At 43.0% G+C, this 14,652-nt stretch carries 16 protein-coding genes; 2 read left to right on the top strand and 14 right to left on the bottom strand.

Features of this window, described 5'->3' with window-relative positions; genetic code table 11:
* Positions 1-154 precede the first annotated feature (154 nt).
* From J6I44_RS19175 to J6I44_RS19185, 3 genes are all read right to left on the bottom strand, one after another.
* On the bottom strand, positions 155-340 hold the full coding sequence (locus J6I44_RS19175; RefSeq protein WP_265767844.1) for a hypothetical protein: 186 nt from the start codon (positions 338-340) through the stop codon (positions 155-157).
* 198 nt (positions 341-538) lie between these two features.
* Positions 539-3,286: a serine/threonine-protein kinase gene (locus J6I44_RS19180; RefSeq protein WP_265767846.1), complete on the bottom strand. Its 2,748-nt coding sequence runs from the start codon at positions 3,284-3,286 to the stop codon at positions 539-541.
* Positions 3,287-3,359: 73 nt separating this feature from the next.
* Complete coding sequence (locus J6I44_RS19185) at positions 3,360-3,935, bottom strand: sigma-70 family RNA polymerase sigma factor (RefSeq protein WP_265767848.1); 576 nt, start codon at positions 3,933-3,935, stop codon at positions 3,360-3,362.
* Between the two features lie 140 nt (positions 3,936-4,075).
* On the opposite strand from J6I44_RS19185, the gene J6I44_RS19190 reads away from it, so the two are divergent.
* On the top strand, positions 4,076-5,824 hold the full coding sequence (locus J6I44_RS19190; RefSeq protein ID WP_265767851.1) for a DUF1565 domain-containing protein: 1,749 nt from the start codon (positions 4,076-4,078) through the stop codon (positions 5,822-5,824).
* Between the two features lie 141 nt (positions 5,825-5,965).
* On the opposite strand, the gene xerD is transcribed toward J6I44_RS19190, so the two are convergent.
* The 8 genes from xerD to J6I44_RS19230 all read right to left on the bottom strand — a co-directional run bounded on the left by xerD (position 5,966) and on the right by J6I44_RS19230 (position 12,782).
* On the bottom strand, positions 5,966-6,874 hold the full coding sequence (gene xerD / locus J6I44_RS19195; protein ID WP_265767852.1) for a site-specific tyrosine recombinase XerD: 909 nt from the start codon (positions 6,872-6,874) through the stop codon (positions 5,966-5,968).
* 6 nt (positions 6,875-6,880) lie between these two features.
* On the bottom strand, positions 6,881-9,340 hold the full coding sequence (locus J6I44_RS19200; RefSeq protein WP_265767854.1) for an HD family phosphohydrolase: 2,460 nt from the start codon (positions 9,338-9,340) through the stop codon (positions 6,881-6,883).
* Between the two features lie 784 nt (positions 9,341-10,124).
* The gene (locus tag J6I44_RS19205; protein ID WP_265767856.1) at positions 10,125-10,412 is read right to left on the bottom strand and encodes a helix-hairpin-helix domain-containing protein; all 288 of its coding nucleotides are present in this window, start codon (positions 10,410-10,412) and stop codon (positions 10,125-10,127) included.
* 8 nt (positions 10,413-10,420) lie between these two features.
* Positions 10,421-10,798, bottom strand: coding sequence for a VOC family protein (locus J6I44_RS19210; protein ID WP_265767858.1), 378 nt, complete (start codon positions 10,796-10,798; stop codon positions 10,421-10,423).
* Positions 10,799-10,872: 74 nt separating this feature from the next.
* A complete protein-coding gene (locus tag J6I44_RS19215) occupies positions 10,873-11,532 on the bottom strand; it encodes a hypothetical protein (RefSeq protein ID WP_265767860.1) in 660 nt (219 codons plus the stop codon).
* Between the two features lie 41 nt (positions 11,533-11,573).
* Positions 11,574-12,014 carry a hypothetical protein gene (locus tag J6I44_RS19220; RefSeq protein WP_265767862.1) on the bottom strand — a complete coding sequence of 147 codons (441 nt, stop codon included), beginning with the start codon at positions 12,012-12,014 and terminating at the stop codon, positions 11,574-11,576.
* 169 nt (positions 12,015-12,183) lie between these two features.
* Positions 12,184-12,576 (bottom strand): type II toxin-antitoxin system death-on-curing family toxin, encoded by a 393-nt coding sequence (locus J6I44_RS19225; RefSeq protein WP_265767864.1) that lies wholly within the window; start codon positions 12,574-12,576, stop codon positions 12,184-12,186.
* On the bottom strand, positions 12,576-12,782 hold the full coding sequence (locus J6I44_RS19230; RefSeq protein WP_095607765.1) for a MazE family transcriptional regulator: 207 nt from the start codon (positions 12,780-12,782) through the stop codon (positions 12,576-12,578). The genes J6I44_RS19225 and J6I44_RS19230 overlap by 1 nt, the downstream gene beginning before the upstream one ends.
* Positions 12,783-12,850: 68 nt before the next feature.
* On the opposite strand from J6I44_RS19230, the gene J6I44_RS19235 reads away from it, so the two are divergent.
* Positions 12,851-13,036: a hypothetical protein gene (locus tag J6I44_RS19235; RefSeq protein WP_265767869.1), complete on the top strand. Its 186-nt coding sequence runs from the start codon at positions 12,851-12,853 to the stop codon at positions 13,034-13,036.
* A gap of 280 nt (positions 13,037-13,316) precedes the next feature.
* Here J6I44_RS19235 and J6I44_RS19240 read toward each other — a convergent pair whose 3' ends face one another.
* The 3 genes from J6I44_RS19240 to J6I44_RS19250 are packed head-to-tail and all read right to left on the bottom strand — an operon-like array spanning position 13,317 to position 14,320.
* Positions 13,317-13,712: a hypothetical protein gene (locus tag J6I44_RS19240; protein ID WP_265767871.1), complete on the bottom strand. Its 396-nt coding sequence runs from the start codon at positions 13,710-13,712 to the stop codon at positions 13,317-13,319.
* Between the two features lie 60 nt (positions 13,713-13,772).
* Entirely contained in the window at positions 13,773-14,075 is a 303-nt protein-coding gene (locus J6I44_RS19245; RefSeq protein ID WP_265767873.1) for a type II toxin-antitoxin system RelE/ParE family toxin, read from the bottom strand.
* Complete coding sequence (locus tag J6I44_RS19250; RefSeq protein WP_265767875.1) at positions 14,063-14,320, bottom strand: type II toxin-antitoxin system Phd/YefM family antitoxin; 258 nt, start codon at positions 14,318-14,320, stop codon at positions 14,063-14,065. Before J6I44_RS19250 ends, J6I44_RS19245 begins: the two co-directional genes overlap by 13 nt.
* Positions 14,321-14,652 lie beyond the last annotated feature (332 nt).

The following is a 14,652-nucleotide window of genomic DNA, read 5'->3' on the forward strand; positions in this document are numbered from 1 at the left end:
ACATCCCAAAAGGAGAAAACCTAACATTTTTATTGGTATTCATCATTCCGATGATGAAAAATTAACTTATTGCAAGTCAATAGGGTTGTTAAATTAATAGATATAGGTAGGTAGCGAAATACAATTAGTTGTACAAAAGAAAAGTATAGATAGATTAATCTTCCATAAACCCGACCTGCTGGGCGGCATGGATGGCGTGCAGCAAGTCCTTCAACTCTATCCTGAGCGTTGGATGTTGTTTAGTCGCCTTAAGAATAAATTGCTTTTGTTCATTCAGTGATTTAAAACATAACGCCTGATCCAGTATTTTTTCTATTCGCTTCCATTTTTGTCGATTCATAGAGTCCTTCTCTCTTTTTGTATCCGATGCCGTTTGGTATAATTATATACGAATTTTAAACGAGATTAAGCTCACAGTAGAAGAGATTGATTTAGAAAAGGGATCAGTCACGAGGGGGGGAGATGCACTGTGCTCTTGGTGGAATGCAACTTGTAGGATACTATGAAAAATTAATATGGTGTATGCAAGTTCTCTCTATTAATTTACATCATTGCCCGCGGCTCGCTGGCTTTTTTCTAAATATGCCATAGCTTCAGTTACCCGTTTGCTATCAGCATCAAAATTAGTTTTTAAAATCTTTATTGCCTGCTTAAAAAACTCTTTGGCTTCACTGCTATTTTGTTGCTTTAAATGTAGTATGCCATAGTTGACAAGGTACTCCCCGATTCGATAATGGTCCTCTGGAAATTCTTCTAAAAATATACTCTCCGCTTCTGCAAAAACAGAGTCAGCTTGTGTATAGCGTCCGGCTTTTGTCAAAATAGCTCCCATCTTATTCAAATCAATACCAACTTCAGGATGTTTGGCCCCCAATCTGGCTTTATCAATTTTAACCACACGTTTTATCAGGTCATGAGCACGATCATAGTTTCCAAGGTCCATAAGTACGTCAGCCAGGTTGTATAGCGGCATGGCCAGATCGGGATTATCGCTATCCAGATGCTTTTGGTATAGAAGCAGCGATTGCTCATAGTTATTTTTCGCTGGCTGAAGCTTCCCGCGGGCTTTCTGCATCATGGCCAGGTTATTCAGACTTTTAGCATACATGGCACTGGTATCACCAAATAGTTGTTTGGTAAGATCCGCATCTTTCTGGGCATAGTAATGGGCTTGCTCCAGATCGCCCAACAGGCGATAGGTACGAGCCAGCATGGCATAGTTGGAACTTAACTGAGAGTTATTCTCGCCATATAAGGCTTTATATCCGTCCAATGATTTCAGCAGGTATTCCTCAGCTTGTTCGTATTCACTCCGGTAGTGGTGGAGCATACCCAGACGATATTGGGTCATCGCAATATTTACATGTAAGCTGTCATAGTAGTTTGTAAAGAAGTTGAGTGCTTGGTTAAAATGGCTTTCTGCTTGCTGGTATTTACCCAAAAAGAGCTCCGTTTCGCCCAGGTTAGCCAGCATCGTGTGGTAGTCAGGCGACTGGGTTTTTCCGTGTATCTTATCAAGGCTGTCCGCTTTTAAGAAAAGATACCTGGCTTTTTTATAATTTGACTGAAGAAATTGGTTTGAGGCATAAATGGATATCTTATCAGAAAGCGATTCAGAATGTCCATCATTGAGCGTAGAATCGATGGACAGTGCTTCCAGGATGTAGTCTTCAGCTTCACCGTACTGTTGGATTTCGTGATTATAGTTAGCCAGGTCACTTAAGATGCCAGCAGTTTGCAGGTTATGGGTTCCATAATAACCTCTGCTGCGGGATAATGCCTTGGTTAGGGCTATTTCTGCCTTTTCAAATTCATCAATATTAGAGAAGGCATCACCAATGGAGGCCATCATCTCGATATACATTTGTGGCCGATCTTTTAATTCATTTTCTACCTTTTGCATACCGGCAACTAACAATTCAGTAGTGGACTGTTCTCTGCCCGAATAATTTTCATTATCAGGATTACCCCGGTCGAACATATCCAGCATAAATCCCTTGATTTCCTGCGCCCGCTCGGCTTCAAATTGTGCTTGGTTTCGTTCTTCGGTGATACGCCAGGTATAAAAGCCAGTGAATCCAATGATAAGTAACAAGATACCAGCCGCTACAGCTAACCCCTGCTTGTGCCGTTTTAAAAACTTTTGAGTTCGGTATCTAAAAGTTCCTTTCTGTGCTGAGACTGGAAGTCCCCGTTGGTAGTTACTTAGATCATCCAAGAACTCATTGGCAACCCTGTACCTGTTTTCAGGCTGTTTTCTGATTGCTTTCAGGGCAATAGCATCAAGATCGCCATGGAGTTTCCTGGACAGGCCTGTATTTTGCGCCCGGGCACTTGGCTTGGGTGGATTTGTTTCCAGGATAATTTGTTCAATTTCGTAAGGGGACTGATCTTCAAAATCATATGGTCCTTGCCCAGCCATTAACTCATAAAAGAGAATCCCAAGGGCATACAGGTCAGTAGCAGTCGTAATATTTTGTTGCTTAACTTGTTCAGGAGCGGCATAGCGGGGGGTGAGCATCCGTGCACCTGTTCTGGTTAAAGATCCATCGTGTGATTCGTTCTCCAGCAGTTTTGAGATTCCAAAATCAAGGATCTTGATATTTCCATCCGTATCGACGAGAATGTTGCCGGGCTTAAGGTCTCGATGGATCACCAGGTTTTCGTGGGCATAGCGGATCGCTTCCAGCACCTTTTTAAAGAGGTTGATTTTTACATCCGTACGTATCTTGTTTTCGCGACAATATGTATGAATAGGCATTCCATCCACATACTCCATAATGATATATGGAAAGCCATCCTCCGTCATGCCACCATCAAAAAACTGGGCGATCCCGGGATGGTTGAGTCCGGCCAAAATCTGTTGTTCGCGTTTAAACCGTTGCAGGTTTTCTTTTGAAGCTCGTCCCCGGCGGATGATTTTAATTGCTACCCGATGATCGAATTCATCCGCCGAATGTTCAGCAAGATAGACCGCTCCCATCCCGCCTTCCCCGATCTTTTCTTTGATAAGGTAAGAACCAACCTTTGTATCAATCAGATTCCGCCCGGTGGAAATAAGTTCTACATCGTCAGCAATTTCCTGGTAAAATTCGCGCTGATAGTCTTGAGGGTCTTCAAGCCACCCTTCCGAATCGGAAATGGATTCGAGGAGTGTCGTAATTTCTCCTTTTAAACGTTCATTTTCTCCACACTCCTGCTCAATGAAGGTCTCCCGGTCTTCTTTCGGTAACTCCAGTGCCTGGTCGATGATCGTTTCTACTCGGTCCCAGTTGAGATCACTCATGATAATTCAAAAAAGTATTGGTGAAAAGTAAAATATCCTGCCAAGAAGTATAATCCTTTACTAATGCATTGGGTCACGTGATTTCGAATCGTCCTTTAAGCTCTCGGTGCAGCCATCCTCGGGCTTTTATCCAGTCGCGCTTAACGGTACTTGTGGAGATATCCAGTGCACTGGCCGTTTGCTCGATGGTCATATTTCCAAAAAATTTCATCTCAACTACCTTTACCAACCGTTCGTTTAGTTCACTCAGTTTGTCTAAAGCTTCGTCAATGCCCAATAATTCCTGGGACTTCTCTTCTTGAGCGTGAAAAAGCTGGTCGATATAGGTCACATCCTCTTCTTTGCCTCCACGTTTTTCGGCATTCTTTTTTCGCGCATAATCAATCAATATTTGTCGCATACAGCGAGAGGCTATAGCAAAGAAGTGACTTTTATTATTAAAGTCGATTTTGGTTTGATCAACCATCTTGAGGTATGCTTCATGAACAAGCTCTGTCTTAGAAAGGGTATGTCCCTGGGATTGATGACTCATCTGGGCATAAGCCAGGCCTTTTAATTTTTCATAGATCAAAGGATATAGCTGATCGTAAACTTGCTCTTCTCCATCCTTTAGACGTAATAAAAGTTGGGTAACGCCCGGTTTATCCATTTGAATTTAAGGAATTAATTAAGGCTTTCACTGTAGATGATCTAATTGGCGCTGGCGCCTCGTATACACTAATGAACCAAACAAGGCAACTCTTGAATATATAATTAAACTAACTCTGTAATTCAATAAAGAGACACGTTATGAAAAGGAAAATGATGATTTTATGTCTATCACTAATCACTACTGCATTTATTTCTTGTAGTGAAAATAGTACTGGCCCCGGAAATGGGGGCGGGGGTGGGGGAAATGGCACACCCTCAGTAACGGCGGATGCTGGTTCGAACCAAAATGCCGTAGTCGGTTTTGAGGTCACGGCAGATGGTTCTGGCTCCACGGGCAGTAGCACGGTAGCCTATTCCTGGAGCATCAGCAACAAGCCGACCAATAGCCAGGCTTCACTTTCGGGAAGTTCCAGCGAATCTCCAGGTTTTATCCCAGACCTGCCGGGCGAGTATGTACTGTCGCTCGAAGCCAGTTCTGATGGAGAAACGGACACTTCGCAGGTGGCTATATCAGCTATAGCAAAGCGGTTGTTTATAGATGCTAATAATGGTACGGATGGTGATATTGATGGTTATATGCCCAATACACCCCTCAAAACGATAACCAAAGCATTGGAAGTGTATGGAGAAAACGAAAATGATCCCTTCCTGGATATTGATACACTGCGTGTTGCAGAAGGAGTCTATGACCAGGCAAACGGCGAGAGTTTTCCACTCAGCTTCTATGGAGATTTGATCGTGAAGGGAGATCAGAATGTTGATCGAGAGAATATCCATATTCTTAGCCCCGATGTAGACAGAGATCCGGCGATAGAGGTAGGGGAAGGCGTAACGTTGAGGCATATGAGTATAGAAAATGGCTATACCGGCGGTAGTTTTAACGGAGATCCGGATGCAGTCTTTGTATATAGCGGATCGTCATCAGAATCATCCTATGTGTATCTGGAGGATGTGACGCTGTCCACGAACAATGAAAACGGCTATATCATAACCACAGGCTCTACCATTAATGTAGAGGTACGAGGATATGAAGGGACTCGCAGTACGATCGATGGGAAGGGGATAGGTCACGCCTGGACCAACCGGTTTAATACCGCTGATGCTCGCCTGGATGTGCGTGACACTGATGTGAAGAATATTGGTCATGATGCTGCTTTTGATATGGAGGATGGCAGTAACATAAACCTGTTCATTACCAACAGTACCATCCGACCTGATGCCGCCTCCAGCCAGAATAACGCGGCGATTGAGCTCAATGGCGATGGGAATATAACGCTCGATAATACCACCATTACCAGCAGTGACGGCACCGCATCGGGCAACCGGTTTAAGTATGGCATTGATATGGATAGCGATCAGCCCAGTGCCAATATCGATGTATTGAATTCTACCCTGCAATATACCCTCTGGTCTGCCATCGAAATGTACCAGGCGACAGTAAAAGTGAACGACAGTGTTATTGAGGGCGTGCATACCCAGAGTACAGGGGATCCGAACTTGGCCCGAGACGGTATCAAACATCTTGATGGAACCCTGATTGTGCGTGGTACGACCTTTCGTGATATGAATACCAATGCGATAGACATCGGTGGACCACTGACCCCCAACAGCAATGATTTCTTTGTTGAGCTGGGAACCGAAGGCAATGCCGGCAATAATGTATTTGAAGATATCGAGGGCTTGGATGTATCGGTAACCCGCGGTGATAATCTTGGCGACGGAGATGGTGTACAAACCGAAATTCAGGCCATCGGCAACACATGGTCAAACGGTGCTAACCCGCGTTGCGCCCCGGCATTTGATGAATACTCTCAGGCTGAAGTATGGGTGGATAGTGAGGGCGGAAGCCTCCGATGGGGCACAGGTAGTGGCGCCGTTTGTAACTGACTTGTTATCCAAGAGTTGACAAAGTTGCTTCTTTAGTGCTGCTAAGCCACTCACAGAAGGCCTTTTCTTTAGAGGGAAAGGCCTTCTTTTATTTCAGTAGACCACTATTAATCTAATAAGTAGCCTGTAAGGCATTAATTTTTACGCCCGCGGGTGAAATTCTTTATGCACCTGGTGCAGGAGGGAGCGGTCTACATGGGTATAGATTTCGGTCGTCAGGATAGAAGAGTGGCCCAGCATCTCCTGCACGGCGCGCAGGTCAGCTCCACCTTCCAGAAGGTGCGTAGCAAAGGAGTGGCGAAAAATATGGGGATAGACATTTTTTTCAATCCCGGCTCGCTCGGCGGAATCATTAACAATATTCCAGATGCTCATCCGGGAAAGTGGTCCACCACGTTGATTGAGAAAAATTTTGTTTTTAGACTTCTGAGGATTTTTATCACTCTTGAACTTGGGTCGGACGACTTCGATATAATGTTCTAGTGCTGACTGCGCTATTTCGCCCACTGGAACCAGTCGTTCTTTATTCCCTTTACCAACTACGCGGATAAAACCAATTTCAAAAAAAAGGTTGTCGAGTTCCAGTCCGGTTAGTTCACTAACACGCATCCCGGTAGCATATAGCGTTTCCATGATGGCTGCATTTCGGATACCCGCATCCGTTTCTCGGTTGGGGATATCAATAATTGCTGAAATTTCATCAGGACTCAGTACCTCCGGTAGGTTTTGGGCCTGTTTTGGGAGTTCTATGAGTTCTGCCGGATTGGCTGTCGTTATATTTTCTACAACCGCAAACTCATGGAATCCACGAATACTGGATATATTCCGGGCTATGGAGCTTACCGACAGGTCCATAGCTGATAACTCCTCGATATACTGTTCAATGTGTTGCAGAGTCACCCCTTGCAGGTCTTGAATGCGAAGGTCTCGCGCAACAAACTTTAAATATCGTTGAAGGTCGTTCTTATAGGAAAAGACAGAATTTTCAGAAAGATTTTTTTCCAGTTTAATGAATTGGAGATATCGTTTTAGCTCTTCCTGATAATGCATAGGAGGTTAAGAGTTGTAGTATTCATCCACAGAGGGGGCATCGGAGCTACTCTCAGGAAACTGATCCGGCATTTCCGAGGTAGTTTCCTCCGCAGGATGATCGATTTTAGAGCTTTCGGTTTCCGCCTCTTTGGACTCTTTTTCTTCATCTTCCGGATATTCAACGCGGCTGTGATAAATACCCACCAGGATATTTAGAAAGGTCTCCTTAATGGTCGTCAGGTCCTGGAAGGTAAGGGGCGTCTTGCTGAGCTGCCCTTCATTGACGCGATCATCAATCATTTTGTCAATAAGGTTCTCAATCTTCTGGTAATTGGGATCTTTCATGGCACGTGAAGAGGCTTCTACACAATCGGCGAGCAGCAAAATCCCGGTCTCCTTGGTATGTGGACGTGGTCCGTCGTACTGAAAATCTTCCTCCCGAATCTCTTTTTTATCTTCATCCGCCTGCTTTTTGGCTTTATCCCAGAAGAACTTAATCAGCGAAGTGCCATGATGGGTTTTAATAAAATCAATAACCACTCCGGGCAACTTTTCTTCTTCAGCCATTTTAACGCCATTGGAAACATGGGCTTTGATGACCAGGGCGCTCATTCGCGGTTTAAGTTTGTCATGTTCATTGCCCTCAGTCTGATTTTCTGTGAAATAGCCCGGGTTTTCCATTTTACCGATATCGTGATAGAGGCCGCCTACACGGCAGAGCAGGCTGTTTGCCCCGATAGCGCCCGCAGCGGCTTCGGCAAGGTTCGATACCTGGAGACTGTGATGGAAGGTGCCGGGGGCATCAGTCATCAGTTTCTTAAGCAACGGCAGATTCGTATCACTCAGTTCAAGGAGGGTAAAGTCGGTGGTAACCTTAAATGTCTTTTCAAAAAGGAGAATCAGGGGATAGGTGAACAGGATGAAGATAGCATTGAAGAAAACAAAAAAGAGCTCGTTGCCCAGCCGGCCCCATCCCTCAAAGCCCGTCATGCTAAAAGCTATAATAACAACGGTATAACAGATAAAGACAATGCCGGGCGTGGTAAAGAAGAACTGAGATCTTTTTTTGATATCACGCACTGAAAATAATCCAAGCGTACAGGCCACCGTGGTCGCGGTTACATATTCAAAATTATTCCCATTGATCAACCCGGTAAGCAGAGCCAAAGTAAAAGCTGCCAATATACCAACACGGGAATCAAAAATAATAGTTAAAATGATGGGTGCTATAGCTACCGGAACGATATAGGGAGAAATGGTTTCAAGCTCATAAGTAATGGAGCTGCCCACGCAAATTAATGACATCGCCAGTAAGACCAGCAGTAACATGGCATTATTACTAAATATGGGTCGCCGGTAGAGGTACAGATAAAAGAAGAAGATGGTTACGATGGCAATGACCGCCAATACATCGCCGCCATATCGGAGCCAAAGCTCCAGGTCCGTTGCATTCTGTGCTCGTGCGTCCGCCAGGCTCTGGAGCATATTAAGTTTTTCTTGTGAGATGATATCACCGCGCCTGATGATCACCTGGCCCTGTGCAACGGCTCCCTTAGTTGTTGAAATACTGGCCAGAGCCTCTTGGGTATGGATTTGAGTATCTTCTTGGTTGAAGGTGATGTTGGGCCTTATGATTTGGTTAAAAATCTGGACCCCCACATTGGTAATATCTTCAAAAAAGTATGCTGAGAGCTGTTCCCGTGCAAAGCTCTGAGCTTCTTCAACATCCCGGACATTGGCAATATTCAGGGTGCGTTCTGTCCGTTGTTTTAAGTCACGCACTATGATCTGTGCATTGGATAGCTCCTCTTTGCTGCCATCAATGATACCGTCATTTAACAACTGCTCAGTAATGTTCTGGAGGCGGTTTTTTAGGTAATCCCCAATAAATTGGCCAGAAGGAGCTGCCTTGGTATTAACCATCTGGCCAAGTATTTCTGTGCGGTGATAATTAGAGATAAGGGCGGTCCAGGCACGCTCGGATAGATTCAGCGGGGCACCACTTTTAAACTGCTCAAATTGAAGACTATCGCGTTGAGCATTTTGAGTAGAATTTTGTTTAGATTCCTGCCACTGCGAATAGTGGTTCAAGACCGGCTGCAGGTTTTGAAACAGGGAGTCAAGCTCTGCCTGTACGTTTTGCTTGATGTTACCGTTGGTATGGTATATCGGCAACGTAGACTCTCTAATATTCTGCCGCTCTTGCTCTAAGGTTGCCATTTCCTTTTTGATGGGGAAGGTAAAAGGAGCCGTCAAGTCATCAGCCCGCCAGGGTTCACCCACACTATAGTTAATGGGTTCCTTGAATGATCCTTGTGGAATGGAAATAATCAGGATTGCCAAAAAGCCAAGGATGATGAGAATACGGATATAGATATTATTTCGGAGTGAAGAAGTTTCTTCTTGTTGCTTCTTCTTTTCACCGATAACGGGTGCTCCCTGGCGTTTTTTGGGAGCCAATCCCAGTTTTTCGAGTATACTCATGTGTCTAAATCCATCTTTTACAACTCATAATGGCCACTTAGACCATTAATTTGTTCTTGCAAGATACTTCGATTTGCAAATTATACCAACAGGCAATCATATTACCAAACAAATAACGTAAAGAAGAGTGATATCGCATTTAAAACTTTCAGTGAAATGCGAATATTGTTCCAATAAATGAGGAAGACATAGCTAATTCGTTATTTGGCTGCGGGGTTCTCCGACTTTATATATTTTTTGATCTTTCGAGTCAGTTTTGTGCGAGAACTGTCTTCCCGACCAATCCCCTGGCAACGCCGTACCATCTCCCCTGCCAGTAGGAGTTGGTACGGAGAAGGTAAGGCCTTGGCAAGGACTTGCTCCCGGGCATAGAAGGGGTGTCAAGATGGTATGTTTTAGTAAATACTGTTCTAAAAAGCAAAGAACGAGCATAATTATTCAGGAAGCCCTATTTGAATTCTGTATTTTGTGGTAGAAGTGGCGGTTATGTAAGGTGGTTTTCAACGGGTACCAGCGAAGCGGCGACAGTTGTAAATGCGAGAGATTGGGACATCGACCGGCTGGATATCTGGGATAGTGGTTCGCTTTGAGCCACAGCTTCTGTCCACCCTCAGAAGATAAGCCCGTAAAAGTATGCTTTCCGAAGCTTTGTGCGCGGGGGCTAGCCTGTCTCCCGCCGTGCTGGTATTTTTAAATATGAGAGACGTTTTTATCTATCTCAATAGGTAAGGGTAGTCTAATAAATGCGCGGGTCATGCCGCTTGAGGTTTTTGGATAAGTTAAATCATTTCAGGTCTATTTTTTCATCTTTCCAATTCCACCACTTTAACTTTTCCTTTTCTCGTTGCCATTTTGGAGTATTTGCAAAATAGACTGCACATCTAAATACGTAAAGAAGACATCTGTCCTGTACAACCCCCGCTTTCTGGTTACTTAGATCATAGAGATTTCCAGGTGATCTGTCTTTTAAATCTGAAATTGACTTTATATTTATCTTCCATAAATCATTGGCAATTGATTTTCCTACACCTGGAATTGTTGAAAGCTCTTTGATGGATTGCTCTTTATTCATCTCAAAAACTAATCTTCTGCTTTGAAATTTGGATTATAAATAATACCAAATGCATTACCCCAAGGATCTTTGACTGTTGCAGTTATTATTTTTCTACCGACATTTTCTGGTTCTTCATATGATTTAGCTCCTAATTCTAACAATCGGTCATACGTTTTTTGGATATTTTGAACTCCCCAATAGACCACTTCATTATTGCCCGTTGAATTTTGATTTTCAGTTGGCTGTAAGCCGAGTTCATATCCTGACACATCAAAACCTACATAAAAAGGCTCATCAAAATAGGGTGATTGATCAAGTATTTTTGAGTACCATTTTTTGGCTTTTTGCAGGTCATCCACTTTATAAATCACCGTTCTAAGACCTAAAAATTCATTATCTCTCATTTGTTTATTATCAGTTTCTTGCGAATAAGAGTTAAATGTGAAGCCGAATAATATTAATACTAAAATTAGGTGTCTCATTTGACAATTAAACCTTTGCCCGGAGTTATGATTAAATCATGCTCAGCCAGTATCATCCCAATTTCTTGCGTGTTTTCGAGGACTCGCATATTGTACCATTTGTAGCGCTGATCCACTTGCGATAGGGGCTCACCTGTGAGCCGCTGAATTTTTTTTCTTAGCAATTGACGCGCTTTTTCTTCGCCGACTAACTCGACCATGGCATCAAGCTCTACCCAGCCAACAATAAGGTGCAAAAATGTACTATAACCAGAGACAGGTGCATTCGGAAAAAGTTGTCGGAGTTCGTTGATAATTTCGACTTCTTCTCCATTTTTGGGTGCTCTATAAGGGACAGTATCACTAACAAACCAGTGGGCTTGTTCATGGACGAAGATGGACATTTGCTGTTCATCACTATCGAGAAAATCGGTGTTGAGCGTCAGGATCGGGTGACTGTACGGTTGAGCTCCCATTTTAATTCTTACCTCTTCGGTAAAGATCCAATTATCAAGATCATAAGATGACAGAATGCGCCTTAATTGTTGGCGTGCTTCATCTTCTTTCTCTTGCACAAAAATAATCTCTGACTCTGTGCCAGCATTCTGTGCTTGAACGGGTGTAGCAGACGATAAACTGATAACGACTGCGATTGCAGAAAAAATGATTTTTTTCAAAAGTTTTAAGCTTAGTTTAAAAAGTTATAGTGAAGTCTAATCTATATATCCCCAAACCACAAAACCATGAGTATTAAAGCAACTATTCCAACTACTGCTGCGATACTTGTAACGATTCCAAGATTTCTGGACCCTATCCAACCGCTTGTTCCTATGCTAACAAATAAAAGCATACCACCGGTAATCATTGAAATTGAAGCTGCAAAATTAACCCAACCAACAGATTTTGGAAAAGATTGATTGTTTACTGCTGCACGAAATAAATCTGCAGATTGAAATGACCAGATAAAGGTAGAAATTATCATAAACAGAGCACTCATTATAGCAGTACCAATTGTTATTTTAGCAGATCGGCTCAGTGCAGTAGGATCATTGGTAGCAGTTCCGGCATTTAATAATGATGCAGCTGCAGTAAAGGCGAGGCCGCCGACGACCGCACTAATAAATGCAAGTTGTTGAAAAGCTTCTGCATAAAGTTCCATAGATGAATGGGTATTTAATGAGCGGTATAACGACATTGCGCTTAACCGGCGCACGATTTAGTGTTGAATTGCCAACTAACGAAAGATGAACCTTAAAACCAAGAACGGCAAACAGTAGGCGAGGCGTGTCCGCTTGAAATCTAATAAATGCGCGGGATAGCCGTATTTTCTATCTTTCTTTCGAATTCTGTTTTAGATGTTCGGCTACTCCATCTTTAGAAATATCTTTTGATAAAAAGTCTAAGACCAAGTTGGCAAGTTCCAGATCATAGGATTCCTTAACTTCATATCCATTGAGATACAAAAAGGTCAGGGCAGAAGCCAAGGCTGTTCGTTTATTTCCATCGACAAAAGGATGCCTAATTGTTAAACAAATGATATAACTGGCTGCCATTTCAAATAGATCGTTTAAATATTCACCATCGAAACTAACCTTCGGAGCATCCGCGCAAGCTTGGACGTCTTGTTCTTCTCGAATACCTGGATCACCACCTGCTTTTTGAATCTCTTGCTCATGGATGAATAAAATGTCTTCCGTTGTTAAAAGGGAAGGCGCTTTCATTATTCACCCAATTTGTCTAACGATTTTCGATGCTTTTTGCTGACTTCTTGATAAGCAGACTTTGCATCCACTTTTTTAATCAAAAGGCCTTCATCTTGTGGGATGATTTCAACTTGATCGTCATCTTCTACTTTTAAAAGCTTAAGCAAAGCTTTTTCGAGCAAAACACCACGACTGTTACCAATTTTTTGAAGTTTCTTAATCATAATTATGTTGCCTTGTGTTCTTACGAAGTTATTAACATAAGAATACGAAATAAAAAGCAAAAAAGTATATGAGAAGGGAGGATTCAATATGGCTAACGACATTGCGCTTAACCGGCGCGCAGGTCGATATTAATACAATTTCCATTTTACTATTTGGTACCGGGAAATCAAAACCAGCCGGCCCCGGCGAGGCGCGTCCCGTTGAAGCGCCGGCTATATACCGGAATGCCTATGAAACATGGTTTACTGTATAATTTTGATTTGATCCGATTCTGGTTCAGATTCGTCCTCAGACCTAACCAGTTCAATGGGATGTTCTTGGGTCTCCCTTTTATGAGTAATTTGCAAAGGAACCGCTCCGGCAAGCCCTATACCTGTAGCTGCTAAAGTTATCAATAAAACCAGATAGAGTATTCGAATGACTTTTTTGAATGTCTTCATAGTATATAAATGGATTGCATGCTATTACCTGTTGGTAAGAGCACAAAATTGGATTGAGTAATGAGATCCGGATGGACCGGTGGAGATGTGATACTATCCTAAAGTGAAGGGCGGGTTGTCATCACGAAGTGAGGAGATCACCTTTGCAATCCAGAATGAGTTAGGTGGGCAGTAGGCGTAGGATTGTTTTAAAATTGTGTCCAACGTTTCTTTGACTTTCCGTTGATACACGATTTGTACGTTATATTCATGTTCCTTTGTTGTTTGTAACGAATTCGAAGAAAATTCCGAATCAGCTATCTGGTAAGGAAAAACCGTAGGTTCCGCAATATCTTGTCCGTCGGCAACAACTTCAATACGCTGTGGTTGTGGACGGCAGGCTTCAGCCGTACTTATAAGTCCCGGAAAAGCAAATAAGCTGAACACCAATGACAAGGCGAACAACCCTCTTAAAGATAGGGCTTTACGGTATGTAGCTTTTTTGGCCATTAGAATTTATAAAATACAATCCTGTAAGCGTTTAGCAAGTTTCCAAATTTAAGGTACATTTTACCGCGATTTGAGGATGTCGAGATGAAGCAACTGTTCGGCTCGCATGACATGAATAATGTAAATGGTATCATTGTCCATACGGTAGAAAATGCGACAAGGAGAAAGAACCAACTGCCGATAAACTGATTCTCCTAATTCAGGAACGGTTTTACCCAGCTTAGGATGTTGATTTAAATTCTCGATTTGTTTAAAACAACGACGAACCAATTTCTTGGCCGCAGCTGGATTATCGAGAGAAATGTAATCGGCAATTTGATCTAAATCTTGGAGGGCAGGCTCAGTCCAAATTATTTGAGCCATCGTTGCATTCGGTTTTTAGCCTCCTCATGTGGTACAACCCGATCTTCTAAAATCGCTTTTTCTCCTCGTGCTAAACCTTCGAGCAACTCAAGTTTCTTCTGGATTTGTTCAAATTGCTCAACATCAACGAGATAAGCGGAAGGTTTTCCGTGTTCTGTGATAAGCACAGGTTCTTTCTCTTCCCGAAGTTCGGCAAGGAGTTTAGTAGCCTGTCGTTTTAATGTGGTAACAAGTTCTGTTTTCATAGTGATACTAAAGTAGTACTTTTTTCAAAAGGAAGCAATTTTCGGAAATGTACCTAACGACATTGCGGACTACTACGCCGAAGTAGCACGGCTACGTAGGCTGTACATAACCTGCGCACGGATTGATGTTGAATTAGCAACTAACGAAAGAAGAGTCTTAAAACCAAGAGCGGCCCCGACGCATCGGGGGCGAGGTGCGTCCCACTTAATCATACTATTAGGGCACCCTCAAGGTTGACGTTCTTCACAGAAGAGGTCACCTTGGTTGTTCCACCACGAACGAACCCTATGAGGATGCCCATGAATAAGATTACACAATGTTATGACAGGGA

It is taken from the genome of Fodinibius salsisoli, assembly GCF_026229185.1.
In the GTDB taxonomy this organism is placed as follows: domain Bacteria; phylum Bacteroidota; class Rhodothermia; order Balneolales; family Balneolaceae; genus Fodinibius; species Fodinibius salsisoli.

What these genes read in the sequence shown, in the direction of transcription:
- J6I44_RS19180 (WP_265767846.1), bottom strand. Translation starts at nt 3,286, where the DNA reads ATGAGTGATCTCAACTGGGACCGAGTAGAAACGATCATCGACCAGGCA.
- J6I44_RS19225 (WP_265767864.1), bottom strand. Translation starts at nt 12,576, where the DNA reads ATGAAAGCGCCTTCCCTTTTAACAACGGAAGACATTTTATTCATCCAT.
- J6I44_RS19245 (WP_265767873.1), bottom strand. Translation starts at nt 14,075, where the DNA reads ATGGCTCAAATAATTTGGACTGAGCCTGCCCTCCAAGATTTAGATCAA.
- J6I44_RS19220 (WP_265767862.1), bottom strand. Translation starts at nt 12,014, where the DNA reads ATGGAACTTTATGCAGAAGCTTTTCAACAACTTGCATTTATTAGTGCG.
- J6I44_RS19235 (WP_265767869.1), top strand. Translation starts at nt 12,851, where the DNA reads ATGAGAAGGGAGGATTCAATATGGCTAACGACATTGCGCTTAACCGGC.
- J6I44_RS19175 (WP_265767844.1), bottom strand. Translation starts at nt 340, where the DNA reads ATGAATCGACAAAAATGGAAGCGAATAGAAAAAATACTGGATCAGGCG.
- xerD (WP_265767852.1), bottom strand. Translation starts at nt 6,874, where the DNA reads ATGCATTATCAGGAAGAGCTAAAACGATATCTCCAATTCATTAAACTG.
- J6I44_RS19250 (WP_265767875.1), bottom strand. Translation starts at nt 14,320, where the DNA reads ATGAAAACAGAACTTGTTACCACATTAAAACGACAGGCTACTAAACTC.
- J6I44_RS19240 (WP_265767871.1), bottom strand. Translation starts at nt 13,712, where the DNA reads ATGGCCAAAAAAGCTACATACCGTAAAGCCCTATCTTTAAGAGGGTTG.
- J6I44_RS19210 (WP_265767858.1), bottom strand. Translation starts at nt 10,798, where the DNA reads ATGAGAGATAATGAATTTTTAGGTCTTAGAACGGTGATTTATAAAGTG.
- J6I44_RS19200 (WP_265767854.1), bottom strand. Translation starts at nt 9,340, where the DNA reads ATGAGTATACTCGAAAAACTGGGATTGGCTCCCAAAAAACGCCAGGGA.
- J6I44_RS19190 (WP_265767851.1), top strand. Translation starts at nt 4,076, where the DNA reads ATGAAAAGGAAAATGATGATTTTATGTCTATCACTAATCACTACTGCA.
- J6I44_RS19205 (WP_265767856.1), bottom strand. Translation starts at nt 10,412, where the DNA reads ATGAATAAAGAGCAATCCATCAAAGAGCTTTCAACAATTCCAGGTGTA.
- J6I44_RS19185 (WP_265767848.1), bottom strand. Translation starts at nt 3,935, where the DNA reads ATGGATAAACCGGGCGTTACCCAACTTTTATTACGTCTAAAGGATGGA.
- J6I44_RS19230 (WP_095607765.1), bottom strand. Translation starts at nt 12,782, where the DNA reads ATGATTAAGAAACTTCAAAAAATTGGTAACAGTCGTGGTGTTTTGCTC.